The sequence below is a fragment of the Streptomyces sp. KM273126 genome (assembly GCF_004337435.2).
In the GTDB taxonomy this organism is placed as follows: domain Bacteria; phylum Actinomycetota; class Actinomycetes; order Streptomycetales; family Streptomycetaceae; genus Streptomyces; species Streptomyces acidicola.
This window is the reverse complement of record NZ_SJXB02000002.1, coordinates 16,803-35,143: the sequence shown is the minus strand read 5'-3', so window position 1 is coordinate 35,143 and position 18,341 is coordinate 16,803. Positions and strand designations below refer to the sequence as shown.

Below are 18,341 nucleotides of genomic sequence, written 5' to 3'. Positions count from 1 at the left end.
CTTCGTGCGTGCCGAGCGGAAGGCTCGTCCGGGATTCGGTCAGACCACCTGGTGGAGCCAGCGGACCGGGGCGCCCTCGCCCGCGTACCGGAACGGCTCCAGTTCGTCGTCCCAGGGCTTGCCGAGGAGCTTGGCGAGTTCGGCCTCCAGGTCGGTCTCGCCGTGCTGGGAGCGGGCCAGGGCGGCGCGCAGCCGGTCCTCGGGGATCAGGATGTCGCCGTGGATGCCGGTGACCGCGTGGAAGATGCCCAGGTCGGGCGTGCAGCTGTAGCGCTCGCCCTCGGCGGTCGGGCACGGTTCGGCGGTGACCTCGAAGCGCAGCAGGTCCCAGCCGCGCAGTGCGGAGGCGAGCTTGGACGCGGTGCCGACCTGACCCTGCCAGGAGAACTCGGATCTCCAGGTGCCAGGTGATGCCGGCTGTCTGATCCAGTCGAGGTTCACGCGCGTACCGAGGACGCTCGCGACGGCCCACTCGACGTGCGGGCACAGCGCGCGCGGCGCGGAGTGCACGTACAGAACTCCACGTGTCGTCACCGGGGCCTCCACAGAGCAGGACATCTGTAACTTAACGGAACGGGAGCGGCGGGGCAGCCACGGGGCGAGGCTATCGTGCGGCGGGGCAGGGAGTGTGACGTACCGTCGGAGCCAACACCGGGAAAAGGCGAGGTTTCACCCGTGGAGACGCGCTTTCGACCTCCGATCAGGTGGCCCTCGGCCGGGGGTCCGGGGGTTGCCCCCGGGACAACACAGCCACCCGTGGAGACGCGCATTCGGCATCCGATCAGGTGCCCCTCGGCCGGGGGTCCGGGGGTTGCCCCCGGGACAACACAGCCACCCGGTCACTCAAGGGGACGCGTGTAACGGGCCCCACAGTTGCAGGTGCCGCACATGGGAACCTTCGCACGTTGTTATGGGAGGGGGCCATCGCACGACCGACGAGGGGACCGACGCATGCGGCACCGACGCCACCGATCACGGGCGGTTCTCTCCGTCGTGGCGGCGACCCTGCTGGGAGTGACCGCCTGTGACGCCGGCGGTGGCGACGGGCCCGGCCCCTCGGGCACCAAGGCGAAGGCGCAGCCCTCCCCGACGCCCAGCTGGGACCGCACGCCGCGTTCGATCGCTGCCGTCGGGGACTCCATCACCCGCGGTTTCGACGCGTGCTCGGTGCTGTCCGACTGCCCGGAGGTCTCGTGGGCGACCGGCACGGACAGCAAGGTCAAGAGCCTCGCCGTACGGCTTCTGGGTGCGGCCGGAGCCGCCGAGCGCAGTTGGAACTACGCCGTGTCCGGGGCCCGGATGGCCGATCTGGCGGACCAGATGACCGAGGCGGCGGCGAAGCGGCCGGAGTTGGTGACGGTGATGGCCGGGGCGAACGACGCGTGCCGTCCGACCCCCGACGCCATGACGTCCGTCGACGGCTTCCGCACCTCCTTCGAGGACGCCATGAGGGTGCTCCGTAAGACCTCGGCCAAGGTCCAGGTGTATGTGACGAGCGTGCCCGACCTGAAGCGGCTGTGGTCCCAGGGCCGTACCAACCCGCTCGGCAAGCAGGTGTGGAAGCTGGGCATCTGCCCGTCGATGCTGGGCGACCCGGACGCCCTGGACGCGGCGGCGACACAGCGGCGCGACACGGTGCAGGACCGCGTGGAGGCGTACAACAAGGTGCTGAAGGACGTGTGCGCTAAGGACCGGTACTGCCGCTTCGACGGGGGCGCCGTCTTCGAGTACCGCTTCGGGACCACGCAGTTGAGCAAGTGGGACTGGTTCCACCCGAGCAGGAACGGTCAGGCGAGGCTCGCGGAAATGGCGTACCGCAATGTGACGGCCCGTGAGGACCCCTCCTGACCGTCCCCCTTCACACGGTTTCACACGGTGACGGTCGCCGTGACGCGCGGATCTGCGATCGACCGGCCGGCCTGGATCTCGTACGAACCCGCGACATGGGTCCATGAGTTGGTGCTCTCGTCCCAGATCTCGAAGGCCCGGCGGGGTAGTTCGACGACCGCCTCGACGGCCTCGCCCGGGGCCGCCTCGACCGTCGCGAAACCCGCCAGCCAGCGGGCCGGGCGGTCGGGGGCGGTCTCGCCTCCGACCGGGGCGAGGTAGAGCTGGACGGTCTCGCGGCCGGGGCGGGTGCCGGTGTTGCGGACGCGGATCGTCGCCGTCGTGCCGGTGGTCTCGATGGCGTCGTACGTCCAGTCGGTGTAGCCGAGGCCGTGGCCGAAGGGGTAGGACGGGGTCCTGCCCTCCTTCTCCCAGGCGCGGTAGCCGATGAACACGTCCTCGCTGTAAGGGAGTTCGCCATTCGTGGGGACGACCTGGGTGACCGGGACGTCCGGGAGCGAGCCCCAGGTGGTGGGCAGGCGTCCCCCCGGTTCGTGGGTGCCCGTGAGGACGTCGGCGAGGGCGGCTCCGCCCTCCTGGCCGGGGAACCAGGTGAGGAGGACGGCGGCCACGTCGTCGCGCCAGGGGAGCTCCACCGGGGAGCCGGAGTTGACCACCACGACCGTGTTCGGGTTGGCGGCGGCGACCGCGCGGACCAGGTCGTCCTGGCGGCCGGGGAGTCCGAGGTCCTTGCGGTCGAAGCCCTCGGACTCGACGCGGTCGGTGGTGGCGACGACGACCACGGCGGTGTCGGCGGCGCGGGCCGCCTCGACGGCCCCTGCGATCAGCTCGTCGGGGTCGCGCTGCGGCTCCTGGTGGCAGAGCGAGAAGCCGACGACCTTCAGAGGGGCGTCCTCGGGGAACTGGACGACCTGGGTCAGGGAGACCTCGATCGTCTCGCCCGCGGTCAGTTCTGCGTGGGCGCGGGGTACGGGGGCGGCGAAGAACGCCGCGAAGGGGTCGTCCTTCTCGGGACGCTGGACGTCGTCGTAGTGCGTGGTGCCGTCGATGGTGAGTGTGAAGGCGCCCAGTCCCTTGATGCCGAAGGTGTGCTGCCCGCTCTCGCGCGGGGTGAACGCGCCGGTCAGCTCGACGGTGTGCAGGCGGTCGTGGGTGACGCCGTCGGGGAGGTCCGAACCCATCCACTGGATCTGGCCGCCCGGGGCCGAGCCCGTGCCGATGACCGTGCCGTCGGCGTCGCGGCAGACCGCCCGGAGGTGGAATCCCCTGTCGGCCGCGGCGAGTTCCTCGTTCGGGTCGGCGCCGACGGCGTAGGTGAGGGTGCCTTCGGGGAGGGCGGCGGTGAGGCCGTCGAGCGGGGAGACGATCCGGGCGGGGAAGACGAGGGCGGAGCCGCCGCCGAGGACACGGGCGTCGCGGGCGGCGGCGCCGATGAGGGCGACGGAGCCGCCCGGCTTCAGGGGTAGGGCCCCGCGTTCGTTGCGTACCAGGACGAAGGAGCGGCGGGCGATCTCACGGGCCAGGGCCTCGCCGTCGACGGTGGCGGGAAGGTCCGTCACCACGGGCTCGGCGCCCTCCAGGATGCCGACGCGGGCGGCGAGGCGGAGGACCCGCCGCACCGCCTCGTCGACGTCGGCCTCCGTCGCCTCGCCGTCGCGTACGGCTCGGGCCAGGGCCTCACCGTAGATGGTGACGGGGCCGGGCATGGCGACGTCGAGGCCGCCCTGGATGGCGTCCGTGGTGGAGCGGGCGGCCATCCAGTCGGAGACGGTGAAGCCGTCGAAGCCCCACTCGCCGCGCAGGACCTCGTTCACGAGGTAGCGGTGCTCGGTCATCGTCGTGCCGTTGACCGAGTTGTAGGCGAGCATGATGCCCCAGGGGTGGGCGTTCTCGACGATGGCCTCGAAGGGGGCCAGGTAGAGCTCGCGCAGGGCGCGTGCGGAGACCAGGTTGTTCGCGGTGAAGCGGTCGGTCTCGGCGTCGTTGGCGACGAAGTGCTTGACGGTGGTGCCGATGCCGCCGGACTGCACACCGCGCACGAAGCCGGCGCCGATCCGCCCCGTCAGGTACGGGTCCTCGCTGTACGCCTCGAAGTGGCGGCCGCCCAGCGGGGAGCGGTGCAGGTTGACCGTGGGCGCGAGGACGACGTGAACGCTCTTGCGGCGGGCCTCCTGGGCGAGCAGCACCCCTGCCCTGTGGGCGAGTTCGGGGTCCCAGGCGGCGGCGAGCGCGGTCGGGGAGGGCAGTGCGACGGACGGGTCGTCGGCGGTCCAGCGCACGCCCCGGACGCCGATCGGGCCGTCGGACACGACCAGGGACGGCAGACCGATCTCGGGGAGCGCGGGCAGCGACCACATGTCCTGTCCGGCGAGCAGCCGTGCCTTGGCGTCGAGGTCGAGTTTCGCGAGGGCCGCCTCGACGGCTGCCTCGCGGGCCGCGTCGGCCGGGGTGGGGTCGGTGCTCGCCATCGCCATCGCGGCGCCTCCTCGTTGAAGCGGTGAAGTCCGGTGAAGTCTGGTGAAGTCGGTGCGAGGTCTGTCCTGCTCCTTTCCTCATCCTGCACCCGCCACCTGTAGACCGGTAGGTCTCGTTATCTTGTCGTTATTTGAAGGAGGGTGCGGCTTCCCGCGGGTGCCGTACGGTGACGCCATGAGCAGCAGGGCCAGAACGGAGGAGCGGCGCGCCGAGATCGTACGGGCCGCGCTTGAGGTGATCGCCGAGCGCGGCTACCGGGGCGCGAGCATGGCCGCCATCGCCGAGCGGGTCGGGCTCACCCAGCAGGGCCTGCTGCACTACTTCCCCACCAAGGACGCGCTCCTCGTCGCCGTACTCAAGGAGCGCGACCAGTGGGACGCCGTGCCCGACAGCCAGTGGCGGCTCGATCTGCTGGGCTCGCTCGTCGAGTACAACGCGATGCGGCCCGGCATCGTGCAGACCTTCTCCGCGCTGCTCGGCGAGAGCGTGACCGAGGGCCATCCGACGCGGGAGTTCTTCACCGAGCGGTATGTCAGGGTGCGGGCCACCATGGCGGAGGCGTTGCGGGCCGCGTACGGGGAAAGGCTGCCGAGCGGCCTCACACCGGAGCGGGCCGCCCCCCTGCTGGTGGCCGCGATGGACGGGTTGCAGTACCAGTGGCTGCTGGACCCGGAGTCGGTGGACATGCCGGGGGCGTTCCGGGACTTCCTCGCACTGCTGGGCGAGGCCGACGCGAGCTGAGGGCACGGGCCGCGGGAACGGGCCGAGGGGACGGGCCGAGGGGGACGGGCCGAGGACCCCGGGCGGCACCTGAGTCACACGACAGTGCGTGCGCCCCCTCCGTCACGGGCATACTGCCGCCGTCCGGCAGACCCACGGCGACGGAAGGAACCGAACTCCCTTGACCTCCCTGAATGTTCGGATCGGCATACTCGGCTTCGCTCTCCTGGCGGGCCTGGCCGCACCAGCGACCGCCTCGGCCACCGAGACCTCGGCGGCGCCCCCGACCGTCGAGGAGCAACGGCTCGACAGAGCCGCCCCCCAGGAGATCCTGCGGCGCTCCGGATTCGACTCGGTGGCACCGGAGTTCGCGCGGGCCCTCGCCGGGGCGCGCTCCTACGCGCAGGCCGAGCGGATCGTGGCACGTGAGGGGTCACAGCTGTGGCGGCGTGCCGTTGACCGGGCGCAGGGGCGGGGCCCCGCGGTCGGTGATCTGAGCCGGGACGACGACCGGCCGCTGTACTGGGCGCGGTTGGGGATGACGCGTGAAGTACGGGGCTGGGAGCCGGAGTTCGGGCTGACCGCGGCGGAGCGGGCCCGGCTGCTGGACGAGCTGGAGCAGACCTCGCGCGGCCAGAACTCCATCCGTTACCCGCACGGCAAGGACATGAAGCGCGTCCTGCTGACCGGCTTCGACCCGTTCACGCTGGACCGGGACGTCCGCATCTCGAACCCCTCCGGCGCCACCGCGCTCGCCCTCGACGGCACGGTGATCGAGACCGCGGACGGCCCGGCGCGCGTCGAGACCGCCGTCTTCCCGGTCCGCTGGCAGGACTTCGCTGGGGGCACGGTGGAACGGGCGCTGCGCCCGCATCTGCCGAAGGTGGACCTGGTGACGACGGTGAGCCAGGGCCGGGTCGGCCGCATCGACATCGAGCGGACCAACGGGGCCTGGCGCGGCGGCTTCGCCGACAACGAGAACCTCTCGCGGACGGAGACCGTCCCGGTCACCGACCCGGCCTCCCAACCGCAGTGGACGTCGACGACCCTGCCGTACGCGCGGATCGTGGCCGCGAGCACGGGGCGTTTCCCGGTGTACGACAACACGAGCGTGACCGAGATCCCGGCGGGCGGGACGGCCCCGGTCGTCCGGCCTGGCGGACCGACGCCCGGCTCCACGGCCCGTGCCGGAGGCGGCGGCGACTACCTCTCCAACGAGATCGCCTACCGCGCGACGCTGCTGCGCGACCGGCTGGGGCTACACGACAGGCTGCCCGCCGGGCATGTGCACACGCCGGTGCTGCAGTTCGGGGCGGGCAACACGGACCCGGCGACGGGGGCGGTGACCGATCCCGAGTTCGTACGGAACCGGCTGGACATCATCGCGCAGGTGCGGGCGATCGTGACGGTGGCGGTGGAGGCGAAGGACTCCGGTCCAGGTCAGGACGCGGGCGCCGCTTCCTGATCTCCCGCGTCCTCCCGGTCGCGGTCGCCGTCCCGTGTCTCCTCGCCCATCAGGTCGCGGGCCATGAGGGTGGCGCCCGCGACCGCGCCGGGCATCAGGAAGACGGCGACGACCGGGACCAGGAAGGCGATGCCCAGGGGGGTGCCGAAGCCCCACACCAGCGTCTTGCGGCCACGGAGCAGGGCGAGGCGCTCGCGGAGTTCGACGCGGCGGCGCTGGAGGGCGACGGCGGTGAGCTCCTCGGTGAGGAAGAAGCCGGTGACGAAGAAGCCGATCACCGGGACGACGGTCTGTCCGGCGACGGGGATGAAGCCGAGCGCGAAGAGGATGATGCCCCAGATGGCGGCCCGTACGACGATACGGAGGCTGTCCCTGGCCGAGATCCACAGGTCCCGGGCGAGGGACAGGCCGGACTCGGGTGCCGTGCCGTCCGGGGAGACGTCGCGGTCGACCTTCTCCGAGAGGCTCTCGTAGAACGGCTGGCCGATGACGAGGGTCATGGCGGTGAAGGTGACCACCGCGAGGAGAAGGCCGAGGCCGAACAGGACGGCGGTCAGGAAGCCGCGGAAGAGGCCCTGCCAGGGGCTGGACCAGTCGTCGGCGAAGGGGGTCGACCAGGCGACGAAGTCGGCGCCCCACAGAGCCAGGGCGATGATCGCCGCCGCGTACAGCACGAGCGTGATCAGCCCGGGCAGCAGCCCGAACCCGTACTGTCTGCCGTGCCGGGCCACCCATCGCTGACCCTGCACCAAGTACGTGAAACCAACCCCGAGATCGCGCATGAGGCAACTCTATCGGCGCGGTACCGCCGGTGGCGTGCCGGGAGTCGCCCTCGCCACACCGGTGAACGCGAAGGCTGTGCGAGGGTTACGCGGGACTGTGCCAGGGCTGCGCGAGGGTTACGCGGGACTGTGCCAGGGTTGCGCGAGGGCTATGCGCCGAGCATCCGCCGCAGCAGGTCCCGCAGCGACTCCCGTTCCTCGCGGGACAGCCCCGCCAGCGGCTCACGCGCGAAGTCCAGCGACTCCCGGAGCCCCCGGGCCAGCCGGCGGCCCTCCGGTGTCGCGGCGGCCAGCTTCACGCGCCGGTCCTTGGGATCCGGTCGGCGTTCCACCAGCCCCCGCGCCTCCAGGCGGTCCACTATCCCGGTCACGTTCGACGGCTCGCACCTCAGCTTCTGGGCCAGCCGCCGCATGGGCAGCGGCTCCAGGGACAGCAGGCTCAGCAGCCGGGCCTGGGCGCCCGTCAGGGCGTGCTCGGCGGCGGCCTCCTCGTACTCGTCGTAGTAGCGGGCCACGACCGTGCCGATGAGGTCGACGACCTCCAGGGTCAGCGGGTCGGTGGGTCTGGTCGTCCTGTGCGTGGCCATGGGCTCCAGGCTACCCCGATACTTGACATCATGAAATATTCAGGCGCATGATTGTTTCAGGTAGTGAACTAACCGCATGGTATGAAGCACCCGCCCGTCGGTAAGTACCGGTGAGAAGCACCCGCACAGACGTCCGTCCGCAGGAAGGTCCCCATGTCCGACACGCCCGCCCTCCCCACCGCCGGCCGCGAATGGCACCTGCTCAGCCGCCCTGTCGGCTGGCCGAAGCCGGAGGACTTCGCCCTGGTCGAGGCGGAGGTCCGCCGGCCCGGCCCGGACGAGGTCCTCGTACGGAACGAGTACGTCTCCGTCGACCCGTACATGCGCGGCCGTATGAGCGCCGCCAAGTCGTACGCCGCCCCCTTCGAGCTGGGCAAGGTCATGCAGGGCGGCGCCGTGGGCGAGGTGATCGCCTCGAACGTCGACGGCATCGTGCCGGGCGACCACGTGCTCCACTTCGGCGCCTGGCGCGAGTACGCCACGGTCGACGCCAAGCAGACCGTCAAGGTCGACCCCGAGGCCGCGCCGCTCAGCACCTACCTCGGCGTGCTGGGGATGACCGGGCTCACCGCCTACGCCGGGCTCCTGCGCACCGCCTCCTTCAAGGAGGGCGACTCCGTCTTCGTCTCCGGGGCCGCCGGTGCGGTCGGCAGCCAGGTCGGCCAGATCGCGAAGCTCAAGGGCGCCTCCCGGGTCATCGGCTCCGCCGGGTCCGACGACAAGGTGAAGCTGCTCGTCGAGGAGTACGGCTTCGACGCCGCCTTCAACTACAAGAGCGGACCGGTCTCCGAGCAGCTGCGCGAGGCCGCCCCCGACGGCGTCGACGTGTACTTCGACAACGTCGGCGGCGAGCACCTGGAGGCCGCGATCGGCTCCCTCAACCGCGGCGGCCGTATCGCCGTCTGCGGAATGATCTCCGTCTACAACAACACCGAACCGGCTCCCGGACCGAAGAACCTCGTCCGGCTGATCCAGACCCGCGGCCGTATCGAGGGCTTCCTCGTCGGCGACCACTACGACCTCCAGCCGCAGTTCGTCCAGGAGGTCGGCCCCTGGGTCCGCTCCGGCGAGCTCAAGTACCGCGAGACGGTCGTCGAGGGCATCGAGAACAACCTGGAGGCGTTCTTCGGGGTCCTGCGCGGCGACAACATCGGCAAGATGATCGTCAAGCTCTGAGCAGGGGTCGGCCCGAGCGGCCGAGCTGGTGAGCGGCCGAGGTGGTGAGCGGCCGAGGTGGTGAGCGGCCGAGGTGTCCGGGCCGGCGCCCGTGACGTCCGCCCGGCCCCGTTCGTTGCACACGGCAGAGTCCGCACCCTTGGACGTGGGGTGCGGACTCTGTCATGCGTTGGCGCGTGCGGTCAGGACGTGGTCAGCAATGCCCTTCCCACTTGCGCGAACGCGCCCTTCGGATGGTCACGGAAGAGCGGCTCCGTGCCGAAGAGGACGACGTTCGCCCCGCTGACGACGGATGCCCGGCCCGCCGCCGCTGCCGGTCCGCCCGAACCGTCCTCCAGGGACCGCCAGTGGCCGGAGACGAGCGGATTGCCGGTCGCGTACGACTGCTCGACGGTGGCCTCCGGGCCTAGATCGGTGAACCAGACGGGCGCGTAGACGAAGCTGTGGTCGGGCGCCCCGGCCGTGACCCGGCCCGAGTTCACCACGCGGACCACGCCGTTGGCGTCCCCGTTGCCCTCCACCGCCGTCGCCTTCAGCAGCCCGGCGGCGGTGTTGAGCGCGGCCCCGGTGGCGCCCCGGCCGACGAGACCATGGGTGTCGAGGAAGCCGTCGAGGGCCGTCCGCGCGGCCGTGTTCAGCCGGTCGTACGAGAGTCCCGACGACACGAACAGCACGTCCGCCGCCGACCAGTCGAAGCCGTCGTTGAGGACGGCCGTCGACACCGGGACGACGTCGAAGTTCATCTCCCGCAACGCGAACAGCTCACCCGGGGTGACGGCGGCGGCGACGCGCACCTGGCGCAGCGGGGTGCCCCCGCGCGTGTTCGTCGCGTCGAAGGCCACGTCGTACGCCGTAGCCAGCGCCTGGGCGCTCCGGCGCGCCGAGGAGGGCACGATCGCGCTGCCGTCGGCCGCCTGCCGTACCGGAACGCCCTGCCGGAGCAGCGAGTTGAGCGCGGCGATCTCCTGCGGGCCGTCGAGCCGCAGCCGCAGGTCGCCGCGCGGGGCGACGTACCCGACGCGCGAGGCGGCCTGGACCGGCCGTGCCGGGACGTCCGCGAGCCGGCCGCTCTTCACCTCGTCCACCGTGGCGCCCCACAGCCGCCCCAGGCTCCACCCCGAGATGTCGTACATCACCGACACCTTGTCGCTGATGTCCCGCCCGTCGGCCAGCAGCACGTTGGCGAGTCCGCGCTTGGGCTGCCGCATGTCGACGACGTACGAACCCTTCGCGTACGAACGGCCGCCGAGCCGGAAGTCGTGCGTCGCGCGGGTGACGCGTACGTCGTTGGCGAGCAGATGCTCGACCAGCCGGGCCGCGGCGGTGGCGGATCTCCCCCACGCTCGGCTTCGCTCGCGCGGGGGAACCCCCAGTCCGCCGCCGGCCGGGACGACGTACGCGCTCGGGAACTCGGTGGTGTAGACGTCCTCCGGTCCGATGCCCGGCACGCCCGGGACGGTCTCCTCCGAGACCGGGACCTGGGCGGCGCCTGCGGCTCCACGCCGGAAGACCTCGATCTGGTCGGCGACGAGGGAGGTGCGGTTCTCCCGCACGAACGCGAGGGTCGCGTTCATGGCCGCCCCCGCGACGTCCACGTTGACGGCGGACCGGCGGCGGAGTTCGGTGACCGGAAGCGAGTCGTACGACGCGTTGTTCACCCGCAACGGGATCTCGATCGTGTGCGCGACGACCGTGCCCTGGAACGCCGCGTACTGCGGAGTGAAGATCGGCGGCCAGTCGTCCCAGCCCTCCTCCTGGTCGCGGAACGGGATCTGGGCGGGCTCCACACCGTCCTTGTCGGGCGTGTAGCCGAGGCCGTTGACGGCGGCCTCCATGCCGAGGGCGTTGGCGTAGGTGTTCTTCAGGAAGAGGTCGTACTCGTAGTTCTCGCCGTGCGGCGGGGTGGTCGGCTCGATCAGCGTGCCGTTGACGTACCCGTGCAGGTCCAGCATCACGGCCGGCTGCTTGTCGATCTCGATCTGCCGGATCGCCCGCGCCTCGGGCTGTGAGGCGGTGACGAGGTCGCGGTTGAGGTCGAAGCCGTTCGCGTTGGCGCGGGTGCCCGCGATACGGCCGTCGGGGTTGGCCGTGATGTTGAAGTAGAGCCGGTTGCGGGCGAGGAGGTCGGTGGTGTCCTTGTCCTTGGCGGTGGCGAGCCGTTCGATCAGCTTGAGGGCGGCGTCCGTGCCCTCCCATTCGTTGCCGTGGATGTTGTTGTTGAAGAAGACGGGCATCTTGTAGGTCTTCTTGACGGCCGGGTCCTTCGCCGCCGTCCGGGGTGCGTTCTCGATGAGTTCGCGCATACGGTCCTGGGCGCGGGACTGCTGTGCGGTCTCCGGGGCGGTGACGGTGACGAGGTAGAGCCGGTGCCCGCCGGCCGACCGTCCGGCGACCTCGACGCTCACCCGGTCGCCGAGCTGCTGCAGGGCGTTCAGCTTCGGGGCGATGCCGTGGTACGGGGTGAGGCCCAGCTTGATGGACTTGTCGGCGGGGTTCTCCGGGTCCGGGGTGAGGACCTGTTCTCGGGGGTAGCCGCGAGTGGCGCCGGTGGCTTTGGTGCCGTCGGTGCCGTCGGTGCCGTTGCCGGACAGATCGGTCACAGGGGCGGTGAGGGCCCTTTCCGTCGTGCCCTCGGGGGCCATGGCGGCGCCCCGGGTGAGGGCGGAGCCCTCGCGGACGGGCGGGGTGTCGGAGTCGTCCGCGCCGGCGGGGAGCGGGGTGAGCAGCAGGGAACCGGCCGCGGTGGCGGCGACGGTCACGGTGGCGATCAGGGCGGTTCTCGGGGTGGAGCGCGGGGTGGAGCGCGGGGTGCTGGTGCTGGTGCTGCGTCTCGGCAGGAGCACGCGGTACCTCCAGGGGCCTGGCCTGATGTGATCGATACAGCTCGGTACGGCGAGGTGTACCTGTTCGAATCTCGTGCAACAAGAGGGCCTCGGCGCCGCGAATGCCCCGATCGGCGTGCGGCGGTCGCTCCTGGGGGCATGTCGGGTGGGGTCGGCGTGAGAGGGATGTCGCCCCCGCCGCCCCTACCCGTCCCATCCCCAGGGGCTGCCGCCCCTTCGACCCCGGCCAGCGGGGCTGCGCCCCTGGACCCCCAGAGCTTTGGGACTGCACCCCGGACCCCTCTTCGGGGCTCCGCCCCGGACCCTGCTTCGGGGGCCGGCCCCCGGACCCCCGCTCCTCAAACGCCGGAGAGGCTGGAATGTGCGGGCGGGCTGGAATGCGCGGGCGGGCTGGAATGCGCACGGCGGGACTGGAGTATGCGAGCGGGCTGGAATGCGCAGGGCGGGACTGGAGTGTGCGGGCGGGCTGGAATGCGCAGGGTGGGGCTGGGTTTTTACCGGCCAGGGCCGGGTGTCTGCCAGCCAGGGCCGGGAGCTTCCAGCCGGGGGCTGGCACCCTCCGACTGAGGGCTGGGACCCTCCGGCCGGGGCTGGGGCCCTCCGGCTGGGGATTTTCAGCCGAGGCCAGGCACCACCCAGCCCGTCCGGCGTTTGAGGACGAGGCCATTCAGGCCGACCAGCGGGGGTCTGGGGCGGCAGCCCCCAGGGAAGGGATGGGACGGGTAGGGGCGGCGGGGGCGAGGAACCCGTCTGAGGCGCCCCGTTACGAACCCGAGCGGAGCGTCACGCGCACCACCACAGGAAGCGTTCACACGTTTCCGTGGGCGAAGGGGCCGGGGGCGGTTCCTCCGCCGTCGGGCCGGGGCTCGGGGCCGTCGACGTCTCCGGGGCCGAGGTGGCCCCGGGGGCCGAGGGGGTGCGGTCGGGGACGCTGCCGCCCGACGAGGGGTCGTCGCTCTCGTCGTCCTTGTTCTCGGCGCTCGCGTCGTCGCCCTTGGGCTTCTTGTCCTTGGGGGACTTCGACGCCGACGGGGACACCGAGTCCTCGGGAGAGGTCGACGGGGAGCTGGAGCCGGAGTCGCCCTCGGCGCGGTCCGCCTCGGTGGACGAGTCCGCGGAGGCGGAGCCGCCCGCCGCCGCTCCCTCGTCCGACGCCGTCGTGGCCGGGTTCGACCCCGGGGCCTCTATGCCGAGTTCGGCCAGGCTCAGACCGCCCGCCGCGAGGAGAAGCCCCGCACCGATGAACAGGATCCTGCGACGGCGCCTGCGGTGCGCGGCGGCTTTGCGGTCGCGGCGACTCGACCGTGTGCCACCGGCACTCCGGCCGCCGCGATCACTCCGGCCACCGCGGTCGCTCCGGTCGGCCCGACGGCGCGAGCGGGGACCCTCGGCATCGCCCCCGTGCGGCGGTTCCTCGACCGTGTCCTCGTCCGGGCGCACGTCGGTGTCGTCCGCGTACGCGCGGAGCACTTCGACAGATGTGCCGCACCCCGGGCAGGCGAGGGCGCCGTTGAGGTGCCGTCGGCACGGGTGGCAGTAGTCCATGACGCGGGAAGACTAAGGTTTTACCTGGCGGTGTTCCTAGACGTTGCTGTGAAAGTTCTGTAGGGAACTGCCTGTTCCGGTTTGGCGAGTTGGGGGCAGGCGCCACGATGCGCCGCCGCGCGCGCCACGCTCGCCGAACGCCCCGCCCCCACACACGTCGAACCCTTGTCGAAACCGTTATGCGTTCGACCCATTGACACCCCCCTCACGCCGTCCTTACTGTCACGCCAGCATTTCGAACGAGTGACGAAATCTCGAACAGCGACAGCGCTGAAGCGGCGCTGACAATCCACCGAGGGGCACTGCCGTGCGCATCACCGGAATCAGCACACACGTGGTCGGTACGCCGTGGCGCAACCTGACCTACGTTCAGGTGCACACCGACGAGGGTCTGACCGGAGTGGGCGAGACCCGGATGCTGGGACACACGGACGCGCTGATCGGCTATCTGCGGGAGGCGGAGGCCAACCACATTCTCGGCTCGGATCCGTTCGCTGTCGAGGATCTGGTCCGGAGGATGAAGTACGGCGACTTCGGGCGCGCGGGCGAGATCGTGATGTCCGGCATCGCGGTCATCGAGATGGCCTGCTGGGACATCAAGGGCAAGGCCCTCGGGGTACCGGTGTGGCAGTTGCTCGGCGGCAAGGTCACCGACAAGGTCAAGGCGTACGCCAACGGCTGGTACACGACGGAGCGGACGCCCGAGGCGTACCACAAGGCCGCCCAGGCCGTGATGGAGCGCGGCTACAAGGCGCTCAAGATCGACCCCTTCGGTACCGGGCATTTCGAACTCGACCACGAGCAGAGCCTGTACGCCGTCTCGCTGATCGAGGCCGTGCGCGACGCCATCGGCCCCGAGGCCGAGCTGATGCTGGAGATGCACGGCCGTTTCTCCCCCGCCACCGCCGTACGGCTCGCCAAGGAGCTCGCCCCCTTCAAGCCTGCCTGGCTGGAGGAGCCGGTGCCGCCGGAGAACCTGAAGGCGCTGGAGAAGGTGGCCGCGAAGGTCGACATGCCCGTCGCCACGGGTGAGCGCATCCATGACCGGATCGAGTTCCGCGAGCTCTTCGAGAGCCAGGCCGTGGACATCATCCAGCCGGATGTGGGCCACATCGGCGGTATCTGGGAGACCAGGAAGCTGGCCGCCACCGCCGAGACCCACTACGTGCTCGTCGCGCCGCACAACGTGGGCGGGCCGGTCCTGACCGCGGCCTCGCTCCAAGTCGGCTTCACCGCACCGAACTTCAAGATCCTTGAGCACTTCAACGACTTCGCGGACGCGGAGATCAAGAAGGTGGTCAAGGGGGCGCCCCAGGTGAACCCGGAGGACGGCTGCTTCCACCTCTCCGACGCCCCCGGACTCGGCGTCGAGCTGGACGTGGACGCGGCGGCCGAGTTCCCGCAGCAGCAGGCCCGGTTCGACCTCTGGGCCGAGGGCTGGGAGCAGCGCAAGCCCAAGGGCACCAAGTGAGCACCCGCGGGCCCTACAGGGAGGTGGCGCAGTGAGTACAGCCGTCGCCGTCGTCGTCGAAGCGCCGGGTGAGCACCGGCTCGTTCCGCACGAGCCGCGGCAGCCGGAGGCCGGTGAGGCACTGGTCCGCGTGCACGCCTCGGGGATCTGCGGCAGTGACCGCGAGCTCTACCAGGGCAACCGGCCGGAGGGGTATGTCCGGTATCCGCTCACTCCGGGTCATGAGTGGTCCGGGACGGTCGAGGCGGTCGGTGCGGGTGTGCCTTCGACTCTTGTAGGCCGCAAGGTCGTTGGCGAGGGCTTCCGGAACTGCCAGGTCTGCGACCGGTGTCATGCGGGCGAGACCACGCTGTGCACGGCCGGGTACGAGGAGACCGGGTTCACCCAGCCCGGTGCGATGGCCACCACGCTGACGCTTCCCGCCCGTCTGCTGCACGTCCTGCCGGACGACTGCGATCTGACGGCCGCCGCCCTGCTGGAGCCGGCCGCCTGCATCGCGGCCGCGGCGCTCAAGGCGAACGCCCGGCCCGGCGAGCGGGTGGCCGTCGTGGGCACCGGAACGCTCGGGATGTTCGCCGTTCAGTTCCTGAAGGCGGGGTCGCCGGCCGAACTGCTCGTCGTCGGTACGCGTCCGGACCGTGCGGGCATGTCACGGGACTTCGGTGCCACGGACTTCCGTACCAAGGACCAGCAACTGCCTGACGACTTCGATGTCGTGATCGAGACGGCCGGGTCCGCGGACGCGGCGCGCACCGCTGCCGCCCTGCTGCGGCGCGGCGGGCGGCTGGTCCTCACCGGGATTCCGGCGCCGGGCGCCGACGGACTCGACCCGACCGACCTCGTCGTACGGCAGCTGGAGGTGCACACCGTCTTCGGGGCACCGCCGGACGCCTGGGCACACACGGTGCGGGTCTTCGGGGCGGGTCTGCTCGATCCGCTGCCGCTGGTGACGCATGAGCTGCCGCTCGACGGGTTCCCGCACGCCATCGAGCTGGTGGGATCCGGTGACCCGAAGGTCGGGAAGGTCCTGCTGCGGCCGTCCCTCCCCTGAGCCGTACGCCGGTACGGGGATCCTGACGCCCCGTGCCGGCGTACATCCAACGCCTTGTGCACCCCGAGCCGCGAACCCCGTCCGATATACCGAACCTGAAGGACAATTGTGACCGACGCTTCCGCCACGACAGCCCGTCGACCCGGCGAGCAGGCGCTCGCCACGCTCGGCCTGGGCGCGCCCGACCTGTCCCCCGCCGACGCCTCGCCGCACACCTTCCCCGGAGGTGGCCGCTGGCGCACCGAGATCCCCTCGTGCGAGGGGCCCGAGGCACTGGCCGTCGTCCTCAAGGAGGCCTCGCGGCTCGATGTGCCGATCCACCGGATCAGCCAGGGCTCCGGCGTGTGGATGCTGACCGACGCCGAGATCACCGAGATGGTCGAGGCCACCGGTGAACGCGACATCGAGCTCTGTCTGTTCACGGGCCCGCGCGGCACGTGGGACATCGGCGGCTCGACCCGTACCGACTCGCGCGGGGCGGGCCTGCGCGCCCGTGGCCACGACGCGGTGGCCGGGTGCGTGGAGGACGCGATCCGCGCGGCGGAGCTGGGCGTCAAGTGCCTGCTCGTCGCCGACGAGGGGGTGCTGTGGACCCTGCACCGGGCGCGTGTCGCCGGGATCCTCCCCGCCGACACGACCCTGAAGGTGTCCGCGCTGATCGGCCCGGTGAACCCGGCCGCGTACGCCGTGTACGAGAACCTCGGCGCCGACTCGGTCAACGTGCCGAGCGATCTGACGCTCGATCACCTCACCGAGATCCGCCGGGTGTCCGGCGCCCCCATGGACATGTACATCGAGGCCCCCGACGATCTCGGAGGCTATGTGCGGATGTACGAGGTCGCCGAGCTGATCCGGCGCGGCGCACCGCTCTACCTGAAGTTCGGTCTGTCCAAGACCCCCGGGATCTACCCGTACGGGCACCACATGCGCGAACTGACCCTGGCCACGGCCAAGGAACGTGTGCGGCGCGGCCGGCTCGCCCTGGACCTGCTCGCGCGGCACGGCGCGGACGGCGACATGGCTCCGCTCGGGTCGCGACTGCCCGGAACGCTGCAGCGGTTTGACACACCCTCATAACGTTCCACCCCACCCCCCTTCACAAAAGACGACGTAGCCGCACACAATCCCACACATCTCTTCTCGGTCTTTCCCCTGCACAGCACTACGGAGCACCTGCGCATCGCAGACCGAGCCCGGTCCACACATCAAGGAAGATGACCATGCGCACTCGCAAAACAACACTCGCCGCCATCGCCACGGCAGCCTCCCTCGCCCTCACCCTGTCCGCCTGCGGCCAGGACAGCGAGGGCGGCAGCGAGGAGAACTCGGGCAGCACCAAGGGCGCCACCATCGGTATCTCGATGCCGACCAAGTCCTCCGAGCGCTGGATCGCGGACGGAAACAACGTTGTCAAGGACCTGGAGGCGAAGGGCTACAAGACCAAGCTGGTCTACGGCGAGGACGACCCGGACCAGCAGGTCTCGCAGATCGAGAACATGATCACGCAGGGCGTGAAGGCCCTGATCATCGCGGCCATCGACAACAAGTCGATGAACAACGTGCTCCAGCAGGCCAAGGACGCCGACATCCCGGTCATCTCCTACGACCGCCTCATCCTCGGCACCGAGAACGTCGACTACTACGCGTCGTTCGACAACGAGAAGGTCGGCGAGCTCCAGGGCAGCTACATCGTCGAGAAGCTCGGCCTGAAGGACGGTTCTGAGAAGGGCCCGTTCAACATCGAGCTCTTCGCCGGCTCCAACGACGACAACAACACGCGCTACTTCTTCGGCGGCGCGATGAAGGTCCTGCAGCCGTACATCGACAAGAAGCAGCTCGTCGTGAAGTCCGGCCAGACCAAGCTGACCCAGGTCACCACCCTGCGCTGGGACGGCGGCCAGGCCCAGAAGCGCATGGACGACATCCTGACCGGCTCGTACAAGAGCGACAGGGTCGACGCGGTGCTCTCGCCGTACGACGGCATCTCCATCGGCATCCTCTCGGCGCTGAAGTCGGACGACTACGGCTCCAAGAGCAAGCCGCTGCCGGTCGTCACCGGTCAGGACGCCGAGGTCGCCTCGGTGAAGTCGATCATCAACGACGAGCAGACGCAGACCGTCTTCAAGGACATCCGCGAGCTGGCCAAGGTCGCCACGAACATGGTCGACGCGGTCCTCAACGACAAGAAGCCCGAGGTCAACGACACCAAGACGTATGAAAACGGCGTCAAGGTCGTCCCCGCCTACCTGCTGCAGCCGGTGAGCGTCGACAAGTCCAGCTACAAGAAGGAACTGATCGACAGCGGCTTCTACACCGAGGCCGCCCTCAAGTAACCGCCGCCACCGACCGACGATTCACCACTGACTGGAAGGCAAGAC

14 protein-coding genes are annotated in these 18,341 nt (G+C 70.7%); 8 read left to right on the top strand and 6 right to left on the bottom strand.

All coding sequences use genetic code 11. The features are described 5' to 3' along the window. Nucleotides 1–39: 39 nt before the first annotated feature. Complete coding sequence (locus E0500_RS30730; RefSeq protein WP_131563376.1) at nucleotides 40–534, bottom strand: DUF3145 domain-containing protein; 495 nt, start codon at nucleotides 532–534, stop codon at nucleotides 40–42. Nucleotides 535–951: 417 nt separating this feature from the next. On the opposite strand from E0500_RS30730, the gene E0500_RS30725 reads away from it, so the two are divergent. Then, nucleotides 952–1,848 (top strand): SGNH/GDSL hydrolase family protein, encoded by an 897-nt coding sequence (locus E0500_RS30725; RefSeq protein ID WP_131563377.1) that lies wholly within the window; start codon nucleotides 952–954, stop codon nucleotides 1,846–1,848. Between the two features lie 20 nt (nucleotides 1,849–1,868). Here the strand turns inward: E0500_RS30725 and E0500_RS30720 are convergent, their stop codons facing one another. Continuing rightward, entirely contained in the window at nucleotides 1,869–4,316 is a 2,448-nt protein-coding gene (locus E0500_RS30720; RefSeq protein WP_131563385.1) for a glycoside hydrolase family 3 protein, read from the bottom strand. Nucleotides 4,317–4,479: 163 nt separating this feature from the next. Here E0500_RS30720 and E0500_RS30715 point away from each other — a divergent pair, with 163 nt between their 5' ends. Both E0500_RS30715 and E0500_RS30710 read left to right on the top strand, forming a co-directional pair. Continuing rightward, on the top strand, nucleotides 4,480–5,064 hold the full coding sequence (locus E0500_RS30715; protein WP_131563378.1) for a TetR/AcrR family transcriptional regulator: 585 nt from the start codon (nucleotides 4,480–4,482) through the stop codon (nucleotides 5,062–5,064). A 160-nt stretch (nucleotides 5,065–5,224) separates the two neighbouring features. After that, entirely contained in the window at nucleotides 5,225–6,508 is a 1,284-nt protein-coding gene (locus tag E0500_RS30710; protein ID WP_131563379.1) for a pyroglutamyl peptidase, read from the top strand. Here E0500_RS30710 and E0500_RS30705 read toward each other — a convergent pair. Continuing rightward, the gene (locus tag E0500_RS30705; RefSeq protein WP_131563380.1) at nucleotides 6,484–7,290 is read right to left on the bottom strand and encodes an EI24 domain-containing protein; all 807 of its coding nucleotides are present in this window, start codon (nucleotides 7,288–7,290) and stop codon (nucleotides 6,484–6,486) included. The genes E0500_RS30710 and E0500_RS30705 overlap by 25 nt on opposite strands. Before the next feature lie 149 nt (nucleotides 7,291–7,439). Then, complete coding sequence (locus E0500_RS30700) at nucleotides 7,440–7,877, bottom strand: MarR family winged helix-turn-helix transcriptional regulator (protein WP_131563381.1); 438 nt, start codon at nucleotides 7,875–7,877, stop codon at nucleotides 7,440–7,442. A gap of 153 nt (nucleotides 7,878–8,030) precedes the next feature. On the opposite strand from E0500_RS30700, the gene E0500_RS30695 reads away from it, so the two are divergent. Next, a complete protein-coding gene (locus E0500_RS30695; RefSeq protein ID WP_131563382.1) occupies nucleotides 8,031–9,053 on the top strand; it encodes an NADP-dependent oxidoreductase in 1,023 nt (340 codons plus the stop codon). 182 nt (nucleotides 9,054–9,235) lie between these two features. On the opposite strand, the gene E0500_RS30690 is transcribed toward E0500_RS30695, so the two are convergent. Next, a complete protein-coding gene (locus tag E0500_RS30690) occupies nucleotides 9,236–11,812 on the bottom strand; it encodes a M14 family zinc carboxypeptidase (protein ID WP_399121017.1) in 2,577 nt (858 codons plus the stop codon). A gap of 867 nt (nucleotides 11,813–12,679) precedes the next feature. After that, nucleotides 12,680–13,441, bottom strand: coding sequence for a hypothetical protein (locus E0500_RS30685; RefSeq protein WP_220141416.1), 762 nt, complete (start codon nucleotides 13,439–13,441; stop codon nucleotides 12,680–12,682). Between the two features lie 307 nt (nucleotides 13,442–13,748). On the opposite strand from E0500_RS30685, the gene E0500_RS30680 reads away from it, so the two are divergent. From E0500_RS30680 to chvE, 4 genes are all read left to right on the top strand, one after another. Further along, nucleotides 13,749–14,912, top strand: a complete 1,164-nt coding sequence (locus E0500_RS30680; protein ID WP_131570559.1) for a mandelate racemase/muconate lactonizing enzyme family protein — start codon at nucleotides 13,749–13,751, stop codon at nucleotides 14,910–14,912. 31 nt (nucleotides 14,913–14,943) lie between these two features. Then, complete coding sequence (locus E0500_RS30675; RefSeq protein WP_131570561.1) at nucleotides 14,944–15,963, top strand: alcohol dehydrogenase catalytic domain-containing protein; 1,020 nt, start codon at nucleotides 14,944–14,946, stop codon at nucleotides 15,961–15,963. Nucleotides 15,964–16,071: 108 nt separating this feature from the next. After that, nucleotides 16,072–17,040, top strand: coding sequence for a hypothetical protein (locus E0500_RS30670; RefSeq protein ID WP_131570563.1), 969 nt, complete (start codon nucleotides 16,072–16,074; stop codon nucleotides 17,038–17,040). Nucleotides 17,041–17,183: 143 nt separating this feature from the next. Continuing rightward, complete coding sequence (gene chvE, locus E0500_RS30665; protein ID WP_131570565.1) at nucleotides 17,184–18,296, top strand: multiple monosaccharide ABC transporter substrate-binding protein; 1,113 nt, start codon at nucleotides 17,184–17,186, stop codon at nucleotides 18,294–18,296. The last annotated feature ends 45 nt before the right edge of the window (nucleotides 18,297–18,341 follow it).